The sequence below is a fragment of the Microbacterium sp. MTN4-26 genome, from assembly GCF_042846595.1.
Classification (GTDB): Bacteria; Actinomycetota; Actinomycetes; order Actinomycetales; family Microbacteriaceae; genus Microbacterium; species Microbacterium luteum.
In genome coordinates, this window is record NZ_BTGO01000002.1 from 173,910 (window position 1) to 198,419 (window position 24,510).

The window sequence follows — 24,510 nt, forward strand, 5'->3', positions numbered from 1 at the left end:
GTCTTCCTCGTACAACGTTCGTCGGGCATCCGTCGCGCCAGGATGCCCTCGCATCACTGCGCGGCCGGGGCCCAGAGGTCGGGCCACGCCACGTCGAGCTCGCGCACGAGGTGGCGGAGCGTCGACAGCGACATCCCCACCACCGTCGACGGGTCGCCCTCCACGCGCGTGATGAACGGCGCGCCGAGGCTGTCGACCGTGAACGCGCCGGCGACCAGCAGCGGCTCTCCGGTCGCGACGTAGGCGTCGATCTCGGCGTCGGTGACGTCGTCGGCGAAGGTGACGGATGCCTCGGCGACGGCGTGGGCCTCCCGCGGCGCGATCCCGGGCGCGAGCCGGAACACCGCGTGACCGGAGTGCAGCACACCGGTGCGTCCGCGCATCCCGCGCCACCTCGCCGTGGCGTTCTCAGGCGTGTAGGGCTTGCCGAGGATCTCGCCGTCGAGCTCGAACATGGAGTCGCCGCCGATGACGATGCCGTCGAAGTCGGGCTGCTCGGCGGTGAGCCGGGCTGCGACGTCGGCCGCTTTGCGGCGCGCGAGGAGGAGCACGTGCTCGTCGGGGGAGAGGGTGCGATCCTCGCCGGCCTCCACGGCGGCGACCACGGCCTCCTCGTCGACGTCCGGCGCCGCCGTCTCCGGCGAGATGCCCGCCTGGCGCAGCAGCATGAGGCGGGCGGGCGAGGTCGAAGCGAGGCACACGCGCATGCCACGACGATAGCTGTGACAGGCTCGAGGCATGGACGTCGGCAGCATCCTCGACCTCGACATCACCGGCGTCGCGCACGGCGGCGTGTTCGTCGCCCGCCACGAGGGCCGCGTGGTGTTCGTGCCCGACGCCATCCCGGGGGAGCGCATCAGGGCGCGTCTGACCGAGACGTCGAAGAAGTCCTTCTGGCGCGCCGAGGCGCTCGAGGTCCTGGATGCGGCGCCGGCCCGCCGGCCGCACGTGTGGGCGCCGGCCGACATCGGCGTGCCGCCCGACGAGCGTCCCGGTGGCGCCGACTTCGGCCACATCGAGCTGGATGCGCAGCGCGCACTCAAGCTCGACGTCGTGCGCGACGCGCTCGCGCGCATCGGCCGCCTCGACATCCCGGCGACGATGTCCGCGGCCGCGCCGCTCCACGACGATACCGGCGCGGTGCTCGCCGAGGAGACGCCCGACGGCACCGGATGGCGCACGCGCGTGAGCCTGCACGTCGGCGACGACGGACGGGTCGGGCCCTACGCGCAGCGCAGCCATCGCATCGTTCCCGTCGACTCGCTGCCGCTGGCGACGCCGGCACTCGAGCGCGCCCTCGAGGGCGTCCGGTCCGCGCAGCCGGGCCGCATCGACCTCGTCCAGCCCGCCGACGGCCGCTTGCGCGTCGTGCCGCGACCGGCCGGACAGCGCTCCGACGCGGCGCGCGAAGTGGTCCTGGAGCAGGCGGCAGGGCGATCGTTCCGGGTGGATGCGGGCGGCTTCTGGCAGGTGCATCGCCTCGCCGCCCACACCCTCGCCGGGGTCGTCTCGCAGCGCCTTCGCGAGGTCGCCGGCGACGAACCGGCCGTGGACCCCGACGGGTGGCACCTCGACCTCTACGGCGGCGTGGGGCTCTTCGCCGCGACCCTGGGTGGCTTGGGTGGAGAGAGCGCCCGCATCACGTCGGTGGAATCGGACGAGCGGGCGACCGAGCACGCCGGTCACAACCTCGCCGACTGGGTGGGAGCCCGTGCCGAGACGGCCAGGGTGGACCGGTGGGTGTCGGCACTGCGAGCATCCGCGACCGAGCGTGAGCGCCAGCGCCTGGCCCGAGGGGTGGTGCTGCTGGATCCGCCGCGATCGGGGGCCGGACGCCAGGTCGCCGAAGACGTCGCGGCGCTCGGACCGCGCACGATCGTGTACGTCGCCTGCGATCCCGTGGCCCTTGCACGCGACCTCGCGACCTTCCGCGAGACCGGGTACGTCACCGACCGCGTCGACGCGCTCGACCTGTTCCCGAACTCGCACCACGTCGAGGCCGTCGCCGTGCTGCGACACGAGTGAGGGCGAGCGGCCGCCCCGACCCCGCGATGGAGCGTTCTCACAGGTAAGGTGATCGCATGACACGGGTGGCGCTCATCGACGATCACGAGTCGGTGCGACTCGGTCTCGAGGCCGGCTGCGCGCGCGAGGGATCGGCGAGCGTGGTGTTCTCCGGCAGCACCGTCACCGACTACCTCTCGTGGCGACAGGAACAGCAGGTCTCACCCGCCGATGTCGTGGTGCTCGACCTCACCCTCGGCGACGGGGCGACCGTGACCGAGAACGTCACGCGACTGGTCGCCGACGGCTCGAGCGTCATCATCCACAGCGTCGCCGACCGCCCGGCTTCCGTGCGCGAGGCGCTCGCCGCCGGGGCGGCCGGAATCGTCAGCAAGTCCTCCCGCATCGACGACGTGCTCCACGCGGTCTCCAGCGTCGCGCAGGGCGAGCCCCTCAACAACGTCGAGTGGGCGAGCGCCGTCGAGGGCGATCGCGATTTCGCCGATGCTCAGCTCTCGGCCCGCGAGCGCGATGTGCTGCGGCTGTATGCGGCGGGTCTGCCGCTGAAGGTCGTCGCCGAACGGCTCGGAGTCGCCTACTCGACGGCCAAGGAGAACATCACCCGAGTTCGCATGAAGTACGTCGACGTCGGGCGCCCCGCGCCGACGAAGATCGACCTGCTCCACCGCGCCGTCGAAGACGGGCTGCTCGATCGCCACGCCGACCGCGAGACCTCGCCGTGACCTCACCCCGCCTCCGCACCGACACCCCTGTCGCCGTCGACGAAGCCTGGGGACAGCTCCCGCGCCTGCGAGGAACCGAGCCCGACCTGGGGTCGTTCACGCGCCACCGCATCGAGCGGGTGCTGCAGATCGCCATCGCGCTCGGCTCGGTCTTCCTCGGCCTGCAGGGATTCGTCACCGCCATCGGGACCCTCGCCGCGGGCACCCTCGCGCAGAACGCTCTCGTCGTCATCACCTTCGGCAGCCTTCTCGCCATGCTCGTGGCGTGCGTGCTCGGCCGCGCCGTGCGGATCGCCGCCGGTGTGTTCATCGGCGTGTTCGCCGTGGTGCTCATCGCCTTCCCGATCGCGAACGTCGGGCTCTACACATCCCCCACCGAGCAGCCGTGGATCTGGTTCCTCATCAACGTCGCGACCGTCTCCAGCGTGCTGGTCTTCCCGCTGCCGGCGCAGATCGCGTGGACGATCCTCACGCCGCTGATGTTCGGCGTCGTCCGGCTCATCGGGGGAGCGTTCGATCCGTCGTTCTGGCTGTCGCTCGGGCTCGACGTGTCGTTCGCGCTCATCCTCGGCGGGGTGCTGCTCACCCTGGGGTGGCTGCTGCGATCGATCGCGACGAACGTCGACGAGACGCGTGCTCGTGCCGTCGACTCCTACGCGCGGGCCGCGGCCGCCGACGCGGCCGAAGACGAGCGGGTGGCCGTCGCGGCCCTCATGCACGACAGCGTGCTCGCCGCCCTCATCGCCGCGGAACGCGCCGACACCCCGCGTGAGCAGGCGCTCGCGGTCTCGATGGCGCGCGAGGCGCTCACGCGTCTGGCGAACACCGACCGTGACGCGAGCGAGGGCAGCGACGCCGCGCGCAGCCCCGACAGCATCGCCGATGAGATCGAGGCCGGCGCGCACGAGATGGGCGCGGATGTCACCGTGCGCCGTCGAGTCGCGATAGACGCCGGCGAGGTGCCCGGCCGCGTCGCCCGATCGATCGTGCTGGCCGCGACGCAGGCGATCTCCAATTCGCTTCAGCACGCCTCGGCGTCGGGCCTGGAGGTCGTGCTCGAGGCCTCGGGAGACCCCGCAGGGCTCGTCGTGGAGATACGGGACGAAGGGGCCGGTTTCGACGTCGGCGCCGTGCCGGATGACCGCCTCGGCATCAGGGCGTCGATCATCGCCCGGATGGCCGCCGTCAGCGGAAGCGGCGTGGTCAGTTCGGGTGCCGACGGCACCCGGGTGCGGCTCGAGTGGGCGGGGCTGGTGTCGGCGTGATGAGCGTGCGGAACATCCTCGTCGGCCTTGCGCTGGCCTTCACCGCGTACCTCGCGGCGCGCGGGCTGTGGTGGACCGAGCCGGTGCCGCTGCCGTGGCTGCTGGTGGTCGCGCTGTTCGTCTATCTCGGCACGACGTGGCTGGTGGTGCTGTGGGAGCCGCGCCGGGCCGAGGCCGCGGGAACCGAGCCGATCCCCGAGGTCGACGGCGATGGCGTGGACGAGGCGCTGAGCGCTGCCCGCCGCACCGGTCGCCTTCCCACCTGGGCGGCCGGACTCGCGCTCGGGGCCGCGATCGTGGTGCCGAACGCGCTGTCGGTGGCCGTCGGCCCCGATCATGTCACCGCTCCGTACGCCACGTGGTACCTCGGCGGGATCGGCGCCCTGATGGTCGTCGTCATGGTCCGCCGACGCCCGTGGGTCGCGTGGCTCGGCATCATCGCGCTCGGCGTGACGGCCTCGGTGTGGATGGGACCGGTGACGGCGCTCGGCCTCGGACTCGTCGGCTCGGTCGTGTGGGTCGCCGTAGCGCAAATGCTCATGCTGTCCCTGGACCGCGCGGCGCGAGACACGGCGCAGCTGACCACGCTGCAGCGCGCGGCATCCGGTGTGGAGGCTTCGCAGAGCGTGCGGCAGCGCGAGCGTCGCACGAAGGTGCAGCGCGCACTCGCGATCGCGGGCCCGGTGCTGATGCGCGTGGTCGCCGAACGCGGCCGTCTCACCGAAGACGAACGGCTCGGCGCCCGCATCGCCGAGGGCAGCCTCCGCGACGAGCTGCGGGGACCGCGTCTCCTCGACGACGACGTGCGGGCCGAGCTCGAGCGACTCCGACGCCGCGGATCGACCGTGACGGTGCTCGACGAGGGAGGCCTCGACCGCGTCGACGAGGTGACGCTGTCGGTCATCCGCGGCCAGCTCGCCGAGACGCTGCGCGAGGCGACGTCGGAGCGCCTGTACGTGCGCACCTCGCCGCACGAGAGCGTGGCCGTGACGGTCGTGGGCCGTTCCGGCGCCGGCGCCGCGCTTTCCGACGAAGACGCCGTGGACCTCTGGCGCGAGATCGCCCACCCCCGCCGCTGACCGTCACCCGCGTCGCGGACGCCCACCGCTGGCCGTCACCCCGCGTCGCCGACTCCCCGCGCCGCGGACGCCCACCGCTGGCCCCCCTGCCGCGTCGCGGCCACCGCGCGGCGGCCGAACCGGTCGCGCCTGTGCCCGCCACGCCGTGAACAACGCAGGAGATATCCGCGTCGCGGGAGCCTGGGGCCCGGATCTGGGGTAACCGCGCCCGAATCTCCTGTGTTGTTGACCGGTGGTCGGCGATGCGCGTCACGAGGGTGGTCTTCACGGCGGACCGGCGCGACGCCAGACCAGCGTCGGAGCCACCGCGGCGCGGTGTGAACAACGCAGGAGATATGCGCGTCGCGGGAGCCTAGGGGCCCGAATCTAGGGCAGCCGCGCCCGAATCTCCTGTGTTGTTGACCGGTGGCGGTGCGGCCGCGCGCGGCGGTGCCGCGCGGGCCAAGACGCCGCGGACAGAGAAGAGGCGGGGAGCGGCGTTTCCGCCAGCTCCCCGCCTGGGCGGACGATTACCCGAAAACCGTCCGCAGGGGCCGACCCGACGAGTCCGCAAAGCGGAGGTGGGCCAGCCGAACGCCGCAGCGTTCCAGCTCCTCCAGTATGCGACGCGCGCAACACGCCGTCTGTAGGTATTTCGGGGGACACGCCGGCGGGCGCCGTGCCCACCCCACACGAACGGCCGGAGCCGTCAGCAGCCGTGCTGCCAGCCGCCCTGGCGCCACCCGAGGTCGCGGCGCAGCGGCGTGCGCAGGCCGCGCTGCGTCAGTTCCCACGCGGACCGCTGCGGCGTCGGGTCGGCCGTGGCGTCTTCGACCTCGGTGCGGTACGCCTCTGACAGCACGGCGATGAGGGCGGCGAGTTCGTCGTCGGTCGGGTTGCCGCGGCGCACGTCGATCATGACGCGGGGCTCGGCGTCGCTGTCGGTCACAGCGGGATGTTCCCGTGCTTCTTCGGCGGCAGGCTCGCGCGCTTGCCGCGCAGCGCGCGAAGCGCCTTCGCGATCGACACGCGCGTCTGCGCGGGCTCGATGATCCCGTCGAGCTCGCCGCGCTCGGCGGCGAGGAAGGGCGACGCGACGTTGTAGGTGTACTCGGTGGCGAGCTTGGTGCGCACCGCGGCGACGTCTTCGCCCGCTTCGGCCGCGCGTTTGATCTCACCGCGGTAGAGGATGTTCACCGCACCCTGGCCGCCCATGACCGCGATCTCCGCGGTGGGCCAGGCGAGGTTCACGTCGGCGCCCAGCTGCTTGGAGCCCATCACGATGTAGGCGCCGCCGTAGGCCTTGCGGAGGATGACGGTCACCAGCGGCACGGTCGCCTCGGCGTAGGCGTAGAGGAGCTTCGCGCCGCGACGGATGACGCCGGTCCACTCCTGGTCTGTGCCGGGGAGGTATCCGGGCACGTCGACGAGCGTGACGATCGGGATCGAGAACGCGTCGCAGAACCGCACGAAGCGGCTGGCCTTCTCGCCGGCGTCGATGTTGAGGGTGCCGGCCATCTGCGACGGCTGATTGGCGATGATGCCCACCGAGCGGCCCTCGATGCGTCCGAACCCGATGACGATGTTCGGCGCGAACAGCGGCTGCACTTCGAGGAACTCGCCGTGATCGAGGAGTCCTTCGATGACGGTGTGGATGTCGTAGGGCTGGTTGGGGGAGTCGGGGATGACGGCGTTGAGTGCGCGGTCGGCGTCGGTCGTCTCGAACTCGAACTCCGTCTCGTAGACCGGCAGCTCCGCCATGTTGTTGTCGGGGAGGTAGCCGAGCATGGTGCGCACGTAGTCGATCGCGTCGTCCTCGTCGTCGGCGAGATAGTGCGCGACGCCGGAGCGGGTGTTGTGCGTGTGCGCGCCCCCGAGCTCCTCCATGCCCACGTCTTCGCCGGTGACGGTCTTGATCACGTCGGGGCCGGTGACGAACATCTGGCTGGTCTTGTCGACCATCACGACGAAGTCGGTGAGGGCAGGGGAGTAGACGGCGCCGCCGGCGGCCGGCCCCATGACGATCGAGATCTGCGGGATGACGCCCGACGCGCGGGTGTTGAGGCGGAAGATCTCGCCGTACTTGCCGAGCGCGACCACCCCCTCCTGGATGCGGGCGCCGCCGGAGTCGAGGATGCCGATGATCGGGATGCCGCTGCGCAGCGCGAGCTCCATGACCTTGATGATCTTCTCGCCGGCCACCTCGCCGAGCGATCCGCCGAAGGTCGAGAAGTCCTGCGCGTAGACAGCGACGGCGCGCCCGTGGATCGTGCCGGTGCCGGTGACGACCGAGTCACCGTAAGGGCGGGCGCGGTCCATCCCGAAAGCGGTGGTGCGGTGTCGCACGTACTCGTCGATCTCCACGAACGAGCCGGTGTCGAGGAGCAGTTCGATGCGTTCGCGAGCGGTGAGCTTGCCCTTGGCGTGCTGCTTGTCGTGGGCGGTCTTCTCCGCGTCGACGACCGCCTCCTGATACCGCGCGCGCAGGTCGGCGATCTTTCCGGCGGTGGTCGAGAGGTCGATGTCGTCGGTCACGGATTCCACCCTATCGGCGCGGGCCTGCGATCCCTTGGAGGGTCTGCACAACCGATCCGCGCTGCCTTGGTGCGGGTCCACACCGCGGATGCGGGACCGTAGCGGATGCGCTGTGCCGCCGGAAGGGCGCGGCGCCGACCGGCGCCACGGCGTACCGTGGGCGACATGACGATTCCCGCCGCCGGATACCCTCGTGCCGCTGCCCGCAGTCCTCGCGTGCAGCTGACGGAGTCGACCGACTCCACCAACGCGGACGTGATCGAGGGGGTGCGCGACGCGCCGGGCCTGTGGCCGCACCTGTCGGTGCTGGTGACGACCGACCAACGGGCGGGTCGTGGCCGCCTCGACCGCTCCTGGGTCGCCCCGCCCGGAACCGCGCTGGCCGTGTCCACCCTCGTGCGGGTGCCCGATCTTCCGGTGTCGGCACGTGGATGGATCCCGCTCGCGGCCGGCGCCGCGCTCGTGCGGGCGGTGCGCGGGCAGCTGGGCTCGTCGGGGCACGAGGCGGCGCTGAAGTGGCCGAACGACGTGCTGCTCGACGGAGCGAAGCTGTGCGGCATCCTCGCCGAGGTCGTGCCCAGTCATCCCGACTGCGTCGTGATCGGCACCGGCATCAACACGCGCATGTCGCAGGCCGAGCTGCCGGTCGAGACCGCCACGTCGTTCCTGGCCGCCGGTATCGATGTCGACGACGATCGCCTCATCGCCGACTACCTCGACGTGCTGGACCGCTACCTCGCTGACCTCGCCGCCACGGGCGGTGACGCAGCGGTCGCCGGTCTCCACGCCGACGTCGCGAAGAACTGCGCGACGGTCGGCAAGCGCGTGGCGGTGTCGCTCCCGGATGGCACGTCGCTCGAGGGGGAGGCGACCGGCATCGACGCCGACGGCCGGCTCGTCGTCGACTCCGGCGGCGACCCGATCGCGGTCTCGGCGGGCGACGTGGTGCACGTGCGCTGAGGCTGGGCGCGGCATCCGCTCGATGTCGGCCGCTCCCGGCATGATAGGGGCATGACACAGCCGATCGGAACGGGCGCGCGGCCGCTCCTTCCTGCGCCCGGGGCACCGACCCCGGAGCTGCGCATCGCGCGGGTGCGTCCGCACGCGCGACGGCTGTTCTGGTCGGTGCTGGTCCTGCTGGCGGTCGCCGGCGCGGTCGGCTTCTTCTACGGCAACCTTCCCGCGCCGTTCGAGAACTGGATGCTGCTGACGGCCGCGGCGGTTGTGGTGTTCCTCCTCGTGCTGCTGCCCTTCCTCGCCTGGTGGTCGCACACCTACGTGATCACCACGCGCCGGGTGATCGAGCGGTACGGCGTCTTCGTGCGACGTCGTCGCGAGCTCAGCCACGTGCGCGGCTACTCCATCGGTGTGCGTCGTGGCATCCTGCAGCGGCTGTGGGGAGCGGGAACCCTCACGCTGTCGAACGGCGTCGATGAGCCGCTGCGGCTGCGGAACATCCCGAACGTCGCCCTCGTGCACGAGGCGCTCGTCGACCAGGTGGAGGTCAATCAGATCCTCGCCCACCGCGATGCGCAGTCCATGACGCCGACGAGCGGGGCGTTCGCCGCTCCGCCGGCGCCGCCGGCCCCCGTGTGATCCGTCGCCGCATGCCTCGATGGCGGCGGTGAGACAGAATGGAGCGGTCGGAAGGAGCGGGATGACCCTGCGTGTCGGTGTGGTCGGTGGCGGACAGTTGGCGCGGATGATGATCGCGCCCGCGGTGGAGCTGGGGATCGAGCTGCGGGTGCTCGCCGAGTCCGAGGGGATGGCGGCGAAGCTCGCCGTGACCGCGGTCGGGGACTACCGCGACGCGGAGACCGTGCTGGCCTTCGCGCGCGAGGTCGATGTGATCACCTTCGACCACGAGCACGTGCCGCAGGACGTTCTCGGTGCTCTCGTCGATGCCGGCGTGGCCGTGCGTCCGGGTCCGCACGCTCTGCGATTCGCGCAGGACAAGATCGAGATGCGCACGCGGCTGGCCGAGCTCGGCATGCCGCAGCCCGACTGGGCCGCGGTGACCGGCCGCGACGAGCTGCAGGCTTTCCTCGACGCCCATGGCGGCCGCGCCGTCGTGAAGACGCCGCGCGGCGGGTACGACGGCAAGGGCGTGCGCGTCGTGACGGCCGCCGCCGAAGCTGATGACTGGTTCGCGACGCTCGCCGAAGACGCCCACGGCGGAGCGCTCCTGGTCGAGGAGCTCGTGGACTTCTCGCGCGAGCTCGCGCAGCAGGTGGCGCGTCGGCCGTCTGGCGAGGTGCGCGCGTCTCCGGTGGTCGAGACGGTGCAGAAAGACGGCGTGTGCGCCGAGGTCGTCGCGCCGGCGCCGCATCAGGACGCGCGCCTGCAGGAAGTGACCGCGCGGATCGGCGTCGGGATCGCAGAGGGACTGGATGTCACCGGCATGCTCGCCGTCGAGCTGTTCGAGACCGTCGACGAGCGGGTGCTGGTGAACGAGCTCGCGATGCGTCCGCACAACAGCGGTCACTGGACGCAGGACGGCGCGGTGACGAGCCAGTTCGAGCAGCACCTGCGCGCGGTTCTCGATCTGCCGCTCGGCGATGCGGATGCGGTGGCGGACTGGTCGGTGATGATCAACATCCTCGGTGGTCCGGTGTCGGACTCCCTCGACGCGCGCTTCGCCGCGGCGATGGAGGCGCATCCGGTCGCGAAGATCCACACGTACGGCAAGGCGCCGCGTCCGGGCCGCAAGGTGGGTCACGTGAACGTCGCGGGCGCGGATCTCGACGACGTCGCCTACCAGGCCCGCGCCGCCGCCGCCTTCTTCCAAGACTGACGCCGCCGGCTTCCGGTCGTTGAGCGAGGAGCGCAGCGTCCCCTCCCTGGTCGTTGAGCGAGGAGCGTAGCGTCCCCTCCCTGGTCGTTGAGCGAGGAGCGTAGCGACGAGACGAAACGCACCCCGGCCCCGAAACGCCCCCGTGCCGTTGCGGGGTTCTTCCAGCCGCCGCGCCTAGCCTGGACGGGTGACCCGACCGCTGCATTCTTCCGACGCGCCCTTGGTCGGCGTGGTGATGGGTTCCGACTCGGACTGGCGCGTGATGAGCGACGCCTCGCAGGCGCTCACCGACTTCGGGGTGCCGCACGAGGTCGAGGTCGTCTCGGCCCACCGCACGCCCGACAAGCTGCTGCGCTACGGCCGCGAGGCGCGGGCACGCGGCCTGAAGGCGATCATCGCCGGCGCCGGCGGTGCCGCGCACCTGCCGGGCATGCTCGCCTCGCTCACCTCGCTTCCCGTGATCGGCGTGCCGGTGCAGCTGGCGACGCTCGACGGCATGGACTCGCTGCTCAGCATCGTGCAGATGCCTGCGGGCATTCCGGTGGCAACCGTGTCGATCAACGGCGCGAAGAACGCCGGGATCCTCGCCGCCCGCATGCTCGGTTCCTCGGATGCCGCCCTCGGCGACCGCGTCGAGGCGTATGCCCGTGATCTCGAGGCGCAGGTCGAGGAGAAGAACCGGCGGCTCAAGGACGCCCTGTGAGCGTCGCGGCCCCGCACCGGCCGGTCGCCTCGTCCCGGTCGCGCACGATCGAGGAGCGGCCGCTGCGTTACCCCGACGTGTCCTCCGGCTCGGTCATGAGTCGGCGCGGCTGGTGGCTGGTGGCCCTGAACTTCCTGCTTCCCGGTTCTGCCCAGGTGCTCGCCGGGAGTCGGCGGCTGGGGCGCATCGGGCTGGCGGCGACCATCCTCATGTGGATGCTCGTGGTCGCGGGCGTTCTCATCGCCCTGTTCGCGCAGGGTCTGCTCATCTCCCTCGGCACGAACTGGTTCGTGCTGCTGCTCGCGCAGGGGCTCCTCATCGCGTACGCCGCGCTGTGGGTCGTCCTCACGATCGACACGCTGCGTCTGGTGCGGCTGGTGAAGACCGCGGGCATCGCTCGTGTCGGCATCCCGGCGCTCGCAATCGCGCTGGTGATCGCCGCGAGCGGCGGTGCCGCCTACGCGGCGCAGTCGGTCGGTGCGGCGCGCACCGCGCTCGGCGCGATCTTCGGCGCGAGCGGACCGCCGGTGGAGCCCTCCGACGGGTACTACAACATCCTGCTTCTCGGCGCTGACAGTGGCGAAGGCCGTGACAGCATGCGCTTCGACTCGATCTCGGTGGTGTCGGTGAACGCCGAGACCGGCGCGACGACGATCACCGGCATCCCGCGCGATATGCCCAACTTCCCCTTCTCGGAGGGGCCGATGCAGGAGAAGTACCCGAACGGTCACGAGGGGTTCGCCGACCCGACGTGCGGGTGGGGGAGCGGCGTCAACCAGCTGCGCACCGAGGTCGAGGTGTGTCAGGACGGCACGGCGCTGTATCCCGACGCGTACGACAACGGCTCGTCGCCCGGCGTCGAGGCGACCAAGGATGCCGCCGAGGGGATCCTCGGCATCGAGATCCCGTACTACGTCTTCGTCGACATGAAGGGCTTCGCCGACCTCGTCGATGCGCTCGGCGGGGTGACGATCACCGTCGATGAGAGGCTGCCTGAGGGTGGCGGTCCGACGTACGACGGTCAGCCGGCCGAGGAGTGGGCGACCGGGTGGATCGAGGTCGGCGAGCAGCACATGGACGGCGACACCGCCCAGTGGTACGCCCGTTCGCGCTACACCACCAGCGACTTCGACCGCATGGAGCGTCAGCGCGAGCTGCAGCAGGCCATGCTCGACCAGTTCACGCCGCAGACCGTGCTCACCCGGTTCCAGGATCTGGCGGCGGCCGGGGCCGATCTGGTCGAGACCGACATCCCGAACTCGATGCTCCCGTTCCTCGTCGACCTCGCGGCCAAGGCGAAGGATCAGCCGGTCACGACGATCGAACTGACGCCCGAGGGCGGCATCGACGAGTACGACCCCGACTACGACTACATCCGCGAGCTCGTGCAGCAGACGCTGCACCCGCCGACCCCCACGCCGGAGCCCGAGTCGTGACCGCCGTCCTGCGGGTGATGCTCGATCAGCTCGTCGCCCCCACCGACAACGATCTGAAGGTCGCTTCCGGAGAGCTCGTGCGTGCCCTCATCGCCCACGCGCCGCAGGGGTGCGAGGTGGAGGGGATCGCACCCGCGGCCGGGGGTGACGGCGTCGCGGCGCTGTCCATCCCGGGCATGGCCGGAGTGCGTCGCACGTCGCTGCCTCGCCGCGAGCTCGCCGGTGCGCTGCAGCTCGGCGTCGCGACGGGCATCGGTGGCGGGATGATCCACGCCCCGAGTCTGTTCGCGCCGCTGGTGAAGCACGACCGCGTGCACAACAACGATCAGACGAGCGTGACCGTGTGGGATCTCCGCCCGTGGGATGCACCCGACGAGCTCTCCCGATCGAGCGTCGCGTGGCACAAGGCGATGCTCAAGCGCGCCGTCAAGCACGCCGACGCCGTGGTCGTGCCCACGCACGCGATGGCGCGGCGGCTGGGGGAGATCGCTCGGCTCGGGGATCGCATCCGGGTGATCTCGGGCGCCGCTCCCGAGGGCTTCCGCGTGCCGACGGATGAGATCGGACGTCGGCGCGAGCTCGACCTCCCCGAGGGATACGTGGTGCTCGCCGGTACGTCAGCGGAATCGGACGCGCTCGCCGCCGGGTTCGGTGCGGTCGCCCGCAGTGGCCACGACGTGCCCGTCGTCGTGGTGGATGCGGGCGAAGGCGAAGAGCCGGCGATCGCCGAGATCGCGGCGGCCGCCGGGGTTCCCGCGCGACTCGTGCATGTGCGCGGCGCGCTCGCCGACGCGGACCGTGGCGCGGTCTTCGGTGCGGCCGTCGCCTACGTGGCCCCGTCGACGCGGGCGGTGTTCCCGTGGCGGACCGTCGAGGCGATGGCCCTTGGCGTTCCGGTCATCGCGGCGGACTCCGACGTCGTGCGCGAGGTCGTCGTCGACGGCGGCACGCTGGTGTCGGCATCCGACGCGGATGCTGCTGACGCCCTGGGTGCGGCGCTCGCGGATGCGCTCGGGTCAACCACGGCTGCCGAGCGTCTGGCGGTCATGGCGGCCGATCGCGGCCGCGTCTTCTCCTGGCTCGAGGCGGCAGACAAGATCTGGGCTCTGCACGCCGAACTCTAGTAACAATTGTGTTCAGGTGTAACTTTCGCCACACTAGTCACAGAATCCCCTGTGAATAAGGAGTCGGGTAGATGAGGCGATTGATTGCGCCGACGCTCGCTGTGATCGCCATGCTCGCCGGCTTCCTCGTCGCCCCCGCCGCGTCAGCGGTGGAGCAGACCGTGGTCGCCGATGCTGCGACCACGGTGGACGTCGTGTCAGCCCTCGACGCGGAGACCGCGATCGGCGACTCCATCCAGACCGCCGACCTGTCGAAGTTCCAGGCCGGCAACATCATCAGCGACGCCGTTTTCTTCGACAAGTCCACGATGACTGAAGCGCAGATCCAGGCCTTCCTGGAGAAGATGGTGCCCACCTGTCAGTCCGGATACACCTGCTTGAAGGACTGGTATGACACGTCGCGGAATGTTTCCGCCGACGCCATGTGCGGTGCCTACTCGGGCGGCACTCGGGAGCGTGCCTCGCGCATCATCTACAAGGTGTCGCAGGCGTGTGGCATCAACCCCCAGGTCATCCTCGCGACTCTCCAGAAGGAACAGGGGCTCGTCAACCACGTGTGGCCGAGCGACTGGCGGTACCGCATCGCGATGGGGCAGGGCTGCCCGGACACCGCGGCGTGCGACACGCGCTACTACGGCTTCTTCAACCAGGTCTACGGTGCCGCGTGGCAGTTCAAGCGATACGCCAACCCCGCGGGGACGAGTCAGTACTTCACCTGGTACGCGCCGGGGAAGACGTGGAACATCCTGTGGAACCCCAACCACGACTGCGGATCGTCGCCGGTCTACGTGCAGAACCAGGCGACGGCGAACCTGTATTACTACACCCCCTACCAGCCCAACGCTGCGGCGATCCGCGCCGGGTATGGCACGGGCGATGGATGCTCGTCCTACGGCAACAGGAACTTCTACCAGTACTTCACCGACTGGTTCGGGTCTACCACGACGCCGGTGAACGCGTGCGCTCAGCCATCATCACCCAAGACTGCGGTCAAGACGTACGTCGTGACAGCCAGCAGCCTAAATGCACGGTCGGCGCCGAGCCTTGCGTGTGACGAGAACATCTCCGCATTGGCGCAGGACACGGTCTTGCAGGCGACTGCGGTGGTCGACGGCTGGTTACGTGTTGACACGGAGTCCGGCGCACGATGGGTCGCCCGCGAGCATGTGCGCTACGCGGCCGCAGACGAATCAGTCTGTGCTCTCCCTCCGAAGGTCGGGTCGGCGCAGTACGCGTATGTGCTCGTCGCTGACTCAACCGGACGGGCGGTCCCGAACTCGGGCTGCGAACTCAACTCGACCGAGATCTCAGCGGGGACGATCGTACAAGCATTCGCGGTGAGCGACGACCGCAACTGGGTGAAGGTGCACATCGGCGACGTCGATGGCTGGGTAGACCGGGCGGTGCTCCGCCGCGCCGACACGATGGAAACTGCGTGCGCTCTGCCAGGGGACACCAGCGCAGCACACATGGTCTACACGATCCGAGAAAGCGGCACCTCTGGGCTGACCTCGCCGAACCCAGAGTGTGGCATCGGGCGCGCGACTCTTTCTGGACAGACGGTGGTGCAGGCAGTGTCGGCAAACGGGGACCGCGACTGGTTGTTGGTGTCCTCGGGCCGGGGCCTCCTATGGGTTGATCGCAGCCATCTAACTCGCCTAGCTTCGACCGCGGACCCCTGCGAGGTGCGCGTTTCTTCGCGAGCGGCGCAGCGCACTTATCTCCTCGATGTCGACACTGAGGCGCTCTCGTCGCCCACGACCGTGTGCGACACCGGCTCCGTACCCATCTCGGCAGGGACGGTGCTCCGCCCGAAGGCGAGCACTGAGGCGGGGGACTGGCTGCAGGTAGAGACCGACCAGGGTATGCGGTGGGTGCCCCGCGGATCCGTGCGCCAGGTGACAAGCGAGGAACTGTGTGCCGAGCCACCGGCCGACGCGACGTCGGCGATGAAGACGTACACGTTCCTCGCAACAGCGACGGCGCGGACGGCGCCGTACGCGGAGTGCGCGTCGGGTGTAGTAGAGGTGGCCGCCGGCACGGTGGCGACGGCGGTGGAGGTCAACGGCGCGCGTGACTGGCTGAAGCTGCGGCTTGCCGAGGGCGACCTCTGGGTGCCGCGCGATGCGGTCCGCTACGCCACATCGGGAGAATCCTGCGCTCAGCCGGCTGACGCGACGTCGGCGATGAAGACGTACACGTTCCTCGCAACAGCGACGGCGCGGACGGCGCCGTACGCGGAGTGCGCGTCGGGTGTAGTAGAGGTGGCCGCCGGCACGGTGGCGACGGCGGTGGAGGTCAACGGCGCGCGTGACTGGCTGAAGCTGCGGCTTGCCGAGGGCGACCTCTGGGTGCCGCGCGATGCGGTCCGCTACGCCACATCGGGAGAATCCTGCACTCAGCCGTCTGACGTGCGATCGGCGTACAAGTCGTACGTCGTGCGGAGCGAAGGATCGATAGCCCGGAGCGCGCCTTCTCTCGAGTGCGGCCGTGGTGTCGTCGAGATGTCCGCGGGAACGGTGCTCACAGCCAAGGCGGTGACCGCCGATCGGCAGTGGCTGCTGTTCGAGTCCTCGTCGGGCGAGGATCTCTGGCTTCCGCGCGACGACGTGGACTATCAGTAGGGCTGGCCTCCTGTCCGCACGACGTCCTCCCATCCGGCGGGCGCTAAGATTCCCCTTGGCCTCCGTACCTCCGCCGACCCGACACCGAAGCTTTCTGCATTGAACACAGCGATCGACCTCTCCGAATACGACGTCCCTGGCCGCGGCCGCGGGATTCTCGACGTTTTCCAGTGGGGATATCTTCTGCGCCTGCTCGTGCGCAAAGGGACGGCTACGCGATACCGCAATTCGGTCCTCGGCTGGACGTGGTCCTATGTCAAGCCGGCCGCCCAGTTTGCCGTCTACTACTTCGTCATGGGAATCGTGCTGCGGGCGCATGACGACGTTCAGTACTTCGCGATCTATCTCTTCGCCGGCGTGGTGATCGTCAACCTCTTCAATGAAGCATTCGGCAATGCCACCGACTCGATCGTGGCCAACGGTTCGCTTGTCCGGAAGATCTACCTTCCCCGCGAACTGTTCCCCATCGCGGCGATCATCGTCGCTCTCATCCACTTCCTCCCGCAGCTCGCGGTTCTCCTTCTGGTCTGCATCGTGGTGGGATGGACTCCCACCTTCGCCGCGCTCGGCGCTGTGCTGCTCGGTACGGTGATCGTCGTGACATTCGCGCTCGGCCTCGGACTGTTCTTCAGCGGACTCAACGTCCGATTCCGTGACGTCCAGAACTTCGTGGAGATCATTCGGATGTTCTCCACCTGGACATCTCCGGTCCTGTACCTCTGGACGTTCGTCGCGGCGACTCTTCCCGCGTGGGCGTTCGGCATCTACATGATGAATCCGCTCACGATCGCCGTCGAGCTGTTCCATGTGGGGTTCTGGGAGCAGACGGTCACGCAGAGCCACGGGCTGCCTCCCGCGTTCTGGGAGTATGCAGCGATCGCAATGGGCATCTGCGTAGCGATGCTCTTCATAGGCCAGTTCACCTTCCGCCGTTTCGAGCGCTCATTCGCACAGGACCTCTAAGTGACGAACCAGATCACCGCGCAGACGACCGCGAAGCCCTCGATCATCCTCGAGCACGTGTCGAAGCGCTTCCTCCGCAGGAATTCGCATTCCTTCAAGGAAGCGTTCATCGGCTGGATGAAGAAAAAGAAGGTGCGCGCCGACACGTTCACCGCGCTCGATGACCTCAGCTTCCAGGTCGGCGAGGGCGAGGCCGTCGCTGTGCTGGGCCTGAACGGCTCGGGCAAGTCGACGACCCTCAAACTCGTGTCGGGTGTGCTCGAGCCGGATTCCGGCCAGGTGTACACGCGCGGCCGTGTCGCGGGACTCATCGAGGTGGGCGCCGGGTTCCATCCCGATCTGACCGGAAGAGAGAACGTCTACCTCAATGCCGCCATTCTCGGAATGAAGCGCAAAGAGATCGACGAGCGATTCGACGACATCGTCGCCTTCTCGGAGATCGAGGAGTTCATCGACCAGGAGGTCAAGCACTACTCCTCGGGGATGTTCATGCGACTGGCGTTCTCGGTGGCCATTCATGTCGAGCTCGATGTGCTCCTTGTCGACGAAGTGCTCTCAGTGGGTGACGCACCGTTTCGGGCGAAGTGCGCCGCGAAGATCAAGGAACTCACTGCTCAGGGCATCACGATGCTGGTCGTCAGCCATGACATGGTGATGGTCCGCGAACTTTGCGATCGAGGAATCCTGATCCGAAAGGGCAAGCTGGAGTTCGACGGACCGATCGATGAAGCTGTGGAACGCCACGCGGCCCGGTGAGGCACCCGATCGTGACTCTTGAGTCGGATGTCCCGTGTAGGGCCCATCGTGCCTGAGAGCACCGTGGACGTCGGAGGCGTCGACTGCTTTCGCTGGGTCGGGCGCGACTCCTCCCAAGGAGGAAATTTCGGCGACGAACTGGGACCGATCATCGCGGCCATCCTGAGCGGGCAGCGAATCCGGGACGGCAGGGCGACGCCAGAGGCAGACCCGCGACCGCGTCTCCTGTCGGTAGGGAGTGTCCTCCAGTTCGCGCGCGATCGTGACGTGGTGTGGGGCGCGGGAATCAACGGGAAGGTCATCCCCCCGCGATATCCACGGGAGCTCGACGTCCGTGCGGTGCGTGGGCCGATCACCCGCACCGCTCTGCTGTCACGGGGGATCGAGGTGCCTCCGGTCTACGGGGACCCCGCGCTCCTGCTTCCTCACCTGCTGCCCGACCTGTCGAGCCGACGGGGGACCGGCGGCCGCGTCGTCGTGCCGAATCTCAACGAGCTCGACCGCTTCGAAGGCCCTGAGGTCGTCAGTCCGCTGGGTGAGCCTCTCGAGATCGTCGGCAGAATCGCTTCCGCGGATTTCGTCACTGGGACATCCCTTCACGCGCTCATCATCGCGGATGCGTTTGGGGTCCCCTCTCGCCCGATCGCACCGAAGGCCGAGCATCCGCTCAAGTACCTCGACCACTACTGGGGCACAGGACGCCACGATGTGCAGTTCGCAGCGTCGACCGCCCATGCGTTCCAGCTCGGCGCCGTCGGTCCCGCGGTCGCCGATCTTGCCGCCCTGCGCCAAGCGTTTCCGTCGGACCTCTGGTCCGCGCAGACGTCGCACGCCGGGACCTCGCAGGCTTCGAACCTCGTGCACGGGGATGGAGGACCGGGCGGTATCGATGTGTCGGTCGTGATTTCAGGACCCGGATCGAGCGAACTCGTCCAGACGCTGGAGTCTCTCTCGACGCAGGACCTGCCCGGGGCGGAAGTGATCGTCGTCACAGACTCGCGCGACTCACGACCCCCGACGGGTGCGACCCCGCTCATTGCCGCGCCCGTCCATCACATCGAGCCTGCCGGTGGCGAACCGGCCAGGCAGGCCGCGCTCCGCACGGCCTCCGGTCGCTGGGTGGTCTTCTACGATGCCGGTGACATCGTGCCCCCCGATCTCGTTCGCAGTATCGGGCAGCGGCCCTCGGTGCGCGGGTCCGACGTCGTCATCGGTGACCGGCTCGCCTTCTCGGCAAGCGCCACGTTCCGCCCGCGGGAGGCTCTGTCCTCCTCACCTGGGCCTTCCCCGCGGAGTTCGATCTCCGTCGACACGCTGTCACCGGCCGCGCTGCGCCGTCGTCTCTGTGGAACCGCGTTCGCGCGCGAACTGCTCACACGGGCCGACCTCCCGTTCGGATGCGAGCCTGATGGCGCAGACGCCGTTTCGATGCTGATGGCGCTGGTCATCGCCGGTTCTGTTGACATCACCTCTGATGTGACCTGTCTGCACCGGATGCCGACCGGCGTGCGCGCAGACCGCGAAGGGCTCATGCTGGACGACGATCTGGGAGCGCTATTGCGGCGCGAACTGGGGCTCGCCTGCGTGCACGCCGTGTCGTCACTGGAGACTGACGCGTACCGCTCTGACACATATCGGTGCGAGATCGCTCCGAGGCTCGTAGATGTGCTCCTGAACCCGGGCCCTCTCGTGATCGCCGACCCGAGTCTATCCGCGACGGTCGCGCTTCTCGTCGCTGCGATGCCGCTTCCCTCCGAGTCCGACCCGCTCGAGCTGCTGATGTTCCGGCTCCTGTCGGCGGGCGAACCGAACGCCGCCGCGGCGACGGCGACGCTGATCCGCGACCCGCGCAGTCCCGTCGCCGTCAAACTCGGCCTCTGGACCGAGATCCTCCTGGCAGTCGAGCGCACGCGGCTCGATGTTTCCGGAATTGCAGACACGGCGGTCGAGTCGGTCCGCGCTGTTCTCGGGACCACTCCCGCCTCCACGGCCGACATGGCTGTCGGATGGGCTGGACTCGCCCGATCGGCGCGGAAAGTGCTCGGCGGCGACGCGGTGGATCCGATCCCAGAGTCGGCGCTCATCGGCGACATCGACATGTTGCGAGCAGCGCTCGGCGCGCGGCGGCGGCTGCGCGGGCGGTTATCGATCACGCGTCCTCGCTGGAACGCGCTTCGTTTCGCGGTGCATGTCCAGTGTCCTGCCGACGGTGTGAGCGTGGCTCTGTTTCCCATCGGTGCGGCGGGACCGGCGATTCGGCTCTCTCGCCACGCGCAGTCGAACTACGCCCCGGGCGATCGCAGCATGACGCTGAGCGCTCGCTCCATTCCTCTGCACGCCCTCTTCGGCCTCGGGCTGTGGGACGACGACATCGGCGCCTGCGTCGGGGTCGAGGTCGACGTGCACGAGCTCGCGCCGCGGCGGCGAGACACGCTTCTGCTTGAGCGGGTCGGTGCGACCGTGACGGTGCGGCGACGCAGAAGCCCGGCGATGCGCGTACTCGGCCGGATTGTCAGGCGTCTGCGTTCGGGATTCAGCCGGTAGACGCTACACGACGCGATGCGCCGATGCTATGCGCCTCCTGTAGGAGCCACCGATAACGCAGCGACGTCGCCCACGGCGCACGCGATCGGAGGAACGGGTCGAAGTCGGTGACCTTCAGCGAGGAGAAGAGCGAGCCATCGCGGAGGGACGATGCGAGCGACTCCACCGGATCGTTGGCGTCGAAGGTGCGCACCCAGGGATATTCGCCGAAGTCCCGCCGGAGATGGTGGACGTCGGGAAGGATGACCGGCACGCGGAAGGTTGCTGCGAGGTGCACGCTGCCGGAGTTGAGCACCTTCTCGAAGGGGAACACCGCGACGTCTGCCGCGCGAAACCATCTCCCGACTTCATGCTCGGGAACGAAGTCGAAGTGCCCGACCGATTTCAGCGGTGCGAGTGCGCTCTCGATGAGCTCACGGTCGGACGGGGGGGTGCGGCCGGCGAGCAGAAGTGCGAGGTGTACGCCGGATCGGTCCGCATCCTGTACGAGACGGGCGGCGTCGATCAGGCTCTGGACGCCCTTGTACGCGCGGACGTTTCCGAAGAACAGTACGGCGCGATCACTGTCTGCAAGTCCGAACGAGGCTCTGGCGTCGCGTCGTGCGGGACCATCGCCGTAGACGGCCTCGTAGGAAGGGTGGGGTATCGGCCGCACCTTCTCGGGTGGAAGGCGACAGATGTCGGCGAGGACCTCCACGGTCGAGGGAGACATGACGTGGATGAGGTCCGCTCGCTCGGAGATGAGACGAATGAGACGTCGTTCCTGATCGGCGTAGAAAACTTCATGCGGTACGCGGTTGTGAACGGTCCAGATGATGCCGATGCCTCGGCGGTGCGCGCGGGAGAGCATGGCTCCGCACCGGACGAGACGGCGCTCCGCATCCGCCGGCGTCTCCGCGGTCTGCAGGATCGGCGCAGTCCAGTGCAGATGCATCACATCGCCGGGGGAGAGCCGGTCACTTCGAGTCTCCCAATCGTCGAAGTCGCCGGCGGAGAGGAATTCCCAGCCTTCCGCCATCGGCGCGAGAGAGAGGACGTTGAGGAACGGGTTGTCGTCGTAGAAGGGGAAGACGAGGACGGTGCGGCCCGTGCTCATCGCGCCCCACCCGGGAAGCGTTCCGTCATGCCCGGCCTCGACGATCGCGCGGTCGTCTGAACCGCCGCTCGAGGCGTCGAAGAAGTGACGCCTCCCCCACCTCGCGTCTGATGCCGTTCTCGACGTCGATGAAACGCTGGTCGATGAACTTCGTGAGGTAGAGCGCGAGGCCCAGACCCTGTTGAGAGACATGGGCGCGAAGCGCCTCATCTCGGATGAGGGCATCGAAGCGGTCGTGATCCCCGCGGGAGGAGATCACGCTGTTTCCGTCCGCGCCGGCGCTTTCGACGCGCTGGTGCCAGTAGGCCATCGGCTCGCCGGGGAGGAAGGGCAACGGCTGGCGCGAAAGCACCTTCAGGTTGAATGCCCAGTCCCCGACCACCGGAAGGCTCTCGTCGTAGAGACCGAGTTCCTCATGCAGACTGCGTCGATAGACGTAGGCGATCGGCACATACCGATTGAAGAGCAGAGCATCGCTGAGCAGCAGATCGTGCAGCTGGGGCTGGAACAGCTCGCGACCGATCTCCTCGAACGACTCTCCTGCTCGGCGCTCCCACACGATCTCGATTCGCGAGACGACCCCGGCGCGCTCTCGGTGTTCCGTCAGGTAGTCAACGCTGCGCCGCAGAAAATCCGGATGCCACGAGTCATCGTCATCATGGAGCACGATGAGCGGCGCGGACGTCTGCAGGACACCCGTGTTCGCGCTCTTCCACCGACCGCGCGTCTCGGGCGAGTGTACAGCGCGGATCCGTCCGCGGGACGCCGAATCGAGCGCGTCGATCAGCTCATTGACGGGCGTCGGGTCTCCTCCATCATTGACAACGACGCACTCCCACCCTGTGTGTGACTGCGAGGTCACACTCTGGAGAGCGCGCGCGAGGAAGTCCGGCCTGTCCTTGGTTCTGATGATGACGGCGACGTCGGCGATGCTCACGCAAATGCACCCTTCTGATCGGTCGACCTCGAGCGGAAGCGTCTTCGCGTCGCGCACGATCGGAGCGCTGGGCCGACGGAAATCGAGCTCTCCGATCCTATCGTTGACTGCATCTGTCGACGGCTCCGCGGTGGCGTACCAGAGGCGGTCGATGCCCCCTGGGATAGACTCCCGACCGACGGCCGGCGCCCTGGTGCGCGTCCGAGTGCATTCGCAGGTCGAGAGGAATACGCCATCGCGAAGACACCCGGAGACGGCACCTCGAACGCCCCACGAGACACACACGCCCGAATGGGCGAGCGAGGACTGATCATGTCGATCAAGCCGCACCGCGGTGGTGCAGAGACCCGATCGAGCGCGTACCACGTGGCCATCGCTGCGCTCTCTCTTCTCACTCTCGCCTTCTCGCTCCTGTGGGCTGTGGTGATGCCCCCGTTCACGGGGCCCGATGAGTACGCGCACTACAACTCGGTAACCCGTCTCGTCGCCGGCGACGGTTGGCCTCGCCCCTATGACGCACGCATCGAGAAGTCGACCATTCAAGCGGTCGCCGAGTCGGGCGGCTCCTACCTCGACCAGCGCCTTGAGGTGCTGCCGGATCCAGCGGATCGCGCACTGCTGCTGCAGGGGGATGACTGGGAACGGCAGGCCCGCGACCAGATGGTTCAGCACCCGCCGCTGTACTACGGAGCTGTTGCGGCCGTTGTGTGGGCAGCCGGTGGCGAAGAGCTTCGCTGGGACCAGGCGCAGATGATCATGCGGTCGATGTCCGCACTCATGCTCGCGTGTTCAATTCCTTTTGTCGTGGGTATAGCCCGTCGGGTCACTTCCTCCCGAGTCGCGGGCCTCGTCGGTGGGGCTGCCGTTCTCCTCGTGCCGTACTTCACCAACAGCGGCGGTTTCGTGAACAACGACAACCTCCTGGTCGTCGCGTGTGCGGCGGCAACGTACTTCGCGATCAGAGGGCTCGGCGATAGGGAACGTGCGATCCGGTACTTCGTTTGGTCGGGTGCGGCCCTCGGGGTTGCCCTCCTGACCAAAGGGCTGGCGCTCATGCTCATCCCCGTCATCGCGCTGATCGCAGTCCGCTCCGCATGGCTGGCATCCGGGCTGCTGCGCAAGGCGGCACTTGTGGCGACCCCGATGCTCGTGGCGTTCGTGATCGGCGGGTGGTGGTGGGCACGCAACCTGATCATTCTCGGGCGGATCCAGCCGAGCATTCTCGGCGGGCGTGAACCGATCGGCAATCCCGCGGAGGGCTATGACTTCTGGTTCTTCGTCGGCAACGCCGTCGTGCGATTCAACCGGTCGTTCTGGGGGCGGGGCAGTCGCCCCGAGTTCGCCTTGCCGGAGCTCGTCGCGGATCTCGCCGGACTCGGATTCGTCGTTGCCTTGGTGGTCGCGGTCGTCGTCGCCCGTCGACGCGCCCTCCTTCTCAGCTTGTGGCTGTTCCCGGCGCTCGTCGTGGCGACGACCGTTGTCAACGCGCACCGGATCTTCTGGGATCTCGGAAGGCCTGCACAGGGCATTCAAGGTCGGTATGTGTTCGCGGGCATCGCCGCTTTGGCCGCCACCATCGCGGTCCTCTTCGCCTGGATCGTGCGTCGTCACGTCGGTCGTGGCGTCCGGGCGCTCGCCGTGGTCGGTGTCGTGCTTGCGCCTGCGCCGACATGGGCAGGGCTGTGGTGGGTATACGCCAGGGTCTGGAACGGTGAGCCGGCTCAATCGCTGGCCCTTGCGCACGGGGTGCCGACAGGGTGGATCGTGCTTCTGATGGTCGCGGCGATGGCGGCGCACGCCGTGCTCGGCATCGCTGCCGCACGATCTCAGGGCGGTGGAAACGCGAAGGCCGCGCTTCCCCGGGGAGGGGAAAGTCCACGCGGGACCCGCTCAGATGAGCCCACCAGTGCCGGATAGGTAGAATCGGC

At 68.8% G+C, this 24,510-nt stretch carries 20 protein-coding genes; 15 read left to right on the top strand and 5 right to left on the bottom strand.

Annotation, left to right across the window (positions count from 1 at the left end):
* Positions 1-53 precede the first annotated feature (53 nt).
* Positions 54-707: a Maf family protein gene (locus ACGG9C_RS02350; RefSeq protein ID WP_390178194.1), complete on the bottom strand. Its 654-nt coding sequence runs from the start codon at positions 705-707 to the stop codon at positions 54-56.
* 31 nt (positions 708-738) lie between these two features.
* Here ACGG9C_RS02350 and ACGG9C_RS02355 point away from each other — a divergent pair, with 31 nt between their 5' ends.
* The 4 genes from ACGG9C_RS02355 to ACGG9C_RS02370 are packed head-to-tail and all read left to right on the top strand — an operon-like array spanning position 739 to position 5,091.
* On the top strand, positions 739-2,025 hold the full coding sequence (locus ACGG9C_RS02355; protein WP_390178195.1) for a class I SAM-dependent RNA methyltransferase: 1,287 nt from the start codon (positions 739-741) through the stop codon (positions 2,023-2,025).
* 56 nt (positions 2,026-2,081) lie between these two features.
* Entirely contained in the window at positions 2,082-2,747 is a 666-nt protein-coding gene (locus ACGG9C_RS02360; protein ID WP_286795513.1) for a response regulator transcription factor, read from the top strand.
* The gene (locus tag ACGG9C_RS02365; protein WP_390178196.1) at positions 2,744-4,012 is read left to right on the top strand and encodes an ATP-binding protein; all 1,269 of its coding nucleotides are present in this window, start codon (positions 2,744-2,746) and stop codon (positions 4,010-4,012) included. The genes ACGG9C_RS02360 and ACGG9C_RS02365 overlap by 4 nt, the downstream gene beginning before the upstream one ends.
* The gene (locus ACGG9C_RS02370; protein ID WP_390178197.1) at positions 4,012-5,091 is read left to right on the top strand and encodes a hypothetical protein; all 1,080 of its coding nucleotides are present in this window, start codon (positions 4,012-4,014) and stop codon (positions 5,089-5,091) included. Before ACGG9C_RS02365 ends, ACGG9C_RS02370 begins: the two co-directional genes overlap by 1 nt.
* A 688-nt stretch (positions 5,092-5,779) precedes the next feature.
* Here the strand turns inward: ACGG9C_RS02370 and ACGG9C_RS02375 are convergent.
* Complete coding sequence (locus tag ACGG9C_RS02375; protein WP_286793450.1) at positions 5,780-6,019, bottom strand: acyl-CoA carboxylase subunit epsilon; 240 nt, start codon at positions 6,017-6,019, stop codon at positions 5,780-5,782.
* Positions 6,016-7,605, bottom strand: coding sequence for an acyl-CoA carboxylase subunit beta (locus ACGG9C_RS02380; protein WP_071044766.1), 1,590 nt, complete (start codon positions 7,603-7,605; stop codon positions 6,016-6,018). Before ACGG9C_RS02380 ends, ACGG9C_RS02375 begins: the two co-directional genes overlap by 4 nt.
* 165 nt (positions 7,606-7,770) lie before the next feature.
* Between ACGG9C_RS02380 and ACGG9C_RS02385 the strand changes: the two genes are divergently transcribed.
* The 10 genes from ACGG9C_RS02385 to ACGG9C_RS02430 all read left to right on the top strand — a co-directional run bounded on the left by ACGG9C_RS02385 (position 7,771) and on the right by ACGG9C_RS02430 (position 20,549).
* Positions 7,771-8,565: a biotin--[acetyl-CoA-carboxylase] ligase gene (locus tag ACGG9C_RS02385; protein WP_390178198.1), complete on the top strand. Its 795-nt coding sequence runs from the start codon at positions 7,771-7,773 to the stop codon at positions 8,563-8,565.
* Positions 8,566-8,616: 51 nt separating this feature from the next.
* The gene (locus ACGG9C_RS02390) at positions 8,617-9,201 is read left to right on the top strand and encodes a PH domain-containing protein (protein ID WP_286720898.1); all 585 of its coding nucleotides are present in this window, start codon (positions 8,617-8,619) and stop codon (positions 9,199-9,201) included.
* A gap of 61 nt (positions 9,202-9,262) precedes the next feature.
* Positions 9,263-10,399 carry a 5-(carboxyamino)imidazole ribonucleotide synthase gene (locus ACGG9C_RS02395; protein ID WP_390178199.1) on the top strand — a complete coding sequence of 379 codons (1,137 nt, stop codon included), beginning with the start codon at positions 9,263-9,265 and terminating at the stop codon, positions 10,397-10,399.
* Positions 10,400-10,634: 235 nt separating this feature from the next.
* On the top strand, positions 10,635-11,102 hold the full coding sequence (gene purE, locus ACGG9C_RS02400) for a 5-(carboxyamino)imidazole ribonucleotide mutase (protein WP_071044769.1): 468 nt from the start codon (positions 10,635-10,637) through the stop codon (positions 11,100-11,102).
* Positions 11,099-12,538: an LCP family protein gene (locus ACGG9C_RS02405; protein ID WP_286793069.1), complete on the top strand. Its 1,440-nt coding sequence runs from the start codon at positions 11,099-11,101 to the stop codon at positions 12,536-12,538. The genes purE and ACGG9C_RS02405 overlap by 4 nt, the downstream gene beginning before the upstream one ends.
* Positions 12,535-13,662 carry a glycosyltransferase gene (locus ACGG9C_RS02410; protein WP_286793070.1) on the top strand — a complete coding sequence of 376 codons (1,128 nt, stop codon included), beginning with the start codon at positions 12,535-12,537 and terminating at the stop codon, positions 13,660-13,662. Before ACGG9C_RS02405 ends, ACGG9C_RS02410 begins: the two co-directional genes overlap by 4 nt.
* Positions 13,663-13,733: 71 nt before the next feature.
* Positions 13,734-16,286 carry a hypothetical protein gene (locus ACGG9C_RS02415; RefSeq protein ID WP_390178200.1) on the top strand — a complete coding sequence of 851 codons (2,553 nt, stop codon included), beginning with the start codon at positions 13,734-13,736 and terminating at the stop codon, positions 16,284-16,286.
* Positions 16,287-16,385: 99 nt separating this feature from the next.
* The gene (locus ACGG9C_RS02420) at positions 16,386-17,249 is read left to right on the top strand and encodes an ABC transporter permease (protein WP_286793950.1); all 864 of its coding nucleotides are present in this window, start codon (positions 16,386-16,388) and stop codon (positions 17,247-17,249) included.
* A complete protein-coding gene (locus tag ACGG9C_RS02425; protein WP_286793948.1) occupies positions 17,250-18,005 on the top strand; it encodes an ABC transporter ATP-binding protein in 756 nt (251 codons plus the stop codon). It begins immediately after the preceding gene.
* 48 nt (positions 18,006-18,053) lie between these two features.
* The gene (locus ACGG9C_RS02430) at positions 18,054-20,549 is read left to right on the top strand and encodes a polysaccharide pyruvyl transferase family protein (RefSeq protein ID WP_288420047.1); all 2,496 of its coding nucleotides are present in this window, start codon (positions 18,054-18,056) and stop codon (positions 20,547-20,549) included.
* On the opposite strand, the gene ACGG9C_RS02435 is transcribed toward ACGG9C_RS02430, so the two are convergent.
* Together ACGG9C_RS02435 and ACGG9C_RS02440 are read right to left on the bottom strand one after the other, a co-directional pair.
* Positions 20,539-21,645 (bottom strand): glycosyltransferase family 4 protein, encoded by a 1,107-nt coding sequence (locus tag ACGG9C_RS02435; protein ID WP_286796302.1) that lies wholly within the window; start codon positions 21,643-21,645, stop codon positions 20,539-20,541. The genes ACGG9C_RS02430 and ACGG9C_RS02435 overlap by 11 nt on opposite strands.
* A gap of 25 nt (positions 21,646-21,670) precedes the next feature.
* A complete protein-coding gene (locus ACGG9C_RS02440) occupies positions 21,671-22,582 on the bottom strand; it encodes a glycosyltransferase family A protein (protein ID WP_286796303.1) in 912 nt (303 codons plus the stop codon).
* A 312-nt stretch (positions 22,583-22,894) separates the two neighbouring features.
* On the opposite strand from ACGG9C_RS02440, the gene ACGG9C_RS02445 reads away from it, so the two are divergent.
* On the top strand, positions 22,895-24,499 hold the full coding sequence (locus tag ACGG9C_RS02445; RefSeq protein ID WP_288420046.1) for a glycosyltransferase family 39 protein: 1,605 nt from the start codon (positions 22,895-22,897) through the stop codon (positions 24,497-24,499).
* Positions 24,500-24,510: the final 11 nt, after the last annotated feature.

Bases quoted from the DNA above. Each gene is read 5' to 3' on its own strand.
- ACGG9C_RS02350 (WP_390178194.1), bottom strand. From the start codon at position 707: ATGCGCGTGTGCCTCGCTTCGACCTCGCCCGCCCGCCTCATGCTGCTG.
- ACGG9C_RS02355 (WP_390178195.1), top strand. From the start codon at position 739: ATGGACGTCGGCAGCATCCTCGACCTCGACATCACCGGCGTCGCGCAC.
- ACGG9C_RS02360 (WP_286795513.1), top strand. From the start codon at position 2,082: ATGACACGGGTGGCGCTCATCGACGATCACGAGTCGGTGCGACTCGGT.
- ACGG9C_RS02370 (WP_390178197.1), top strand. From the start codon at position 4,012: ATGAGCGTGCGGAACATCCTCGTCGGCCTTGCGCTGGCCTTCACCGCG.
- ACGG9C_RS02385 (WP_390178198.1), top strand. From the start codon at position 7,771: ATGACGATTCCCGCCGCCGGATACCCTCGTGCCGCTGCCCGCAGTCCT.
- ACGG9C_RS02390 (WP_286720898.1), top strand. From the start codon at position 8,617: ATGACACAGCCGATCGGAACGGGCGCGCGGCCGCTCCTTCCTGCGCCC.
- ACGG9C_RS02395 (WP_390178199.1), top strand. From the start codon at position 9,263: ATGACCCTGCGTGTCGGTGTGGTCGGTGGCGGACAGTTGGCGCGGATG.
- purE (WP_071044769.1), top strand. From the start codon at position 10,635: ATGGGTTCCGACTCGGACTGGCGCGTGATGAGCGACGCCTCGCAGGCG.
- ACGG9C_RS02415 (WP_390178200.1), top strand. From the start codon at position 13,734: ATGAGGCGATTGATTGCGCCGACGCTCGCTGTGATCGCCATGCTCGCC.
- ACGG9C_RS02435 (WP_286796302.1), bottom strand. From the start codon at position 21,645: ATGAGCACGGGCCGCACCGTCCTCGTCTTCCCCTTCTACGACGACAAC.
- ACGG9C_RS02445 (WP_288420046.1), top strand. From the start codon at position 22,895: ATGTCGATCAAGCCGCACCGCGGTGGTGCAGAGACCCGATCGAGCGCG.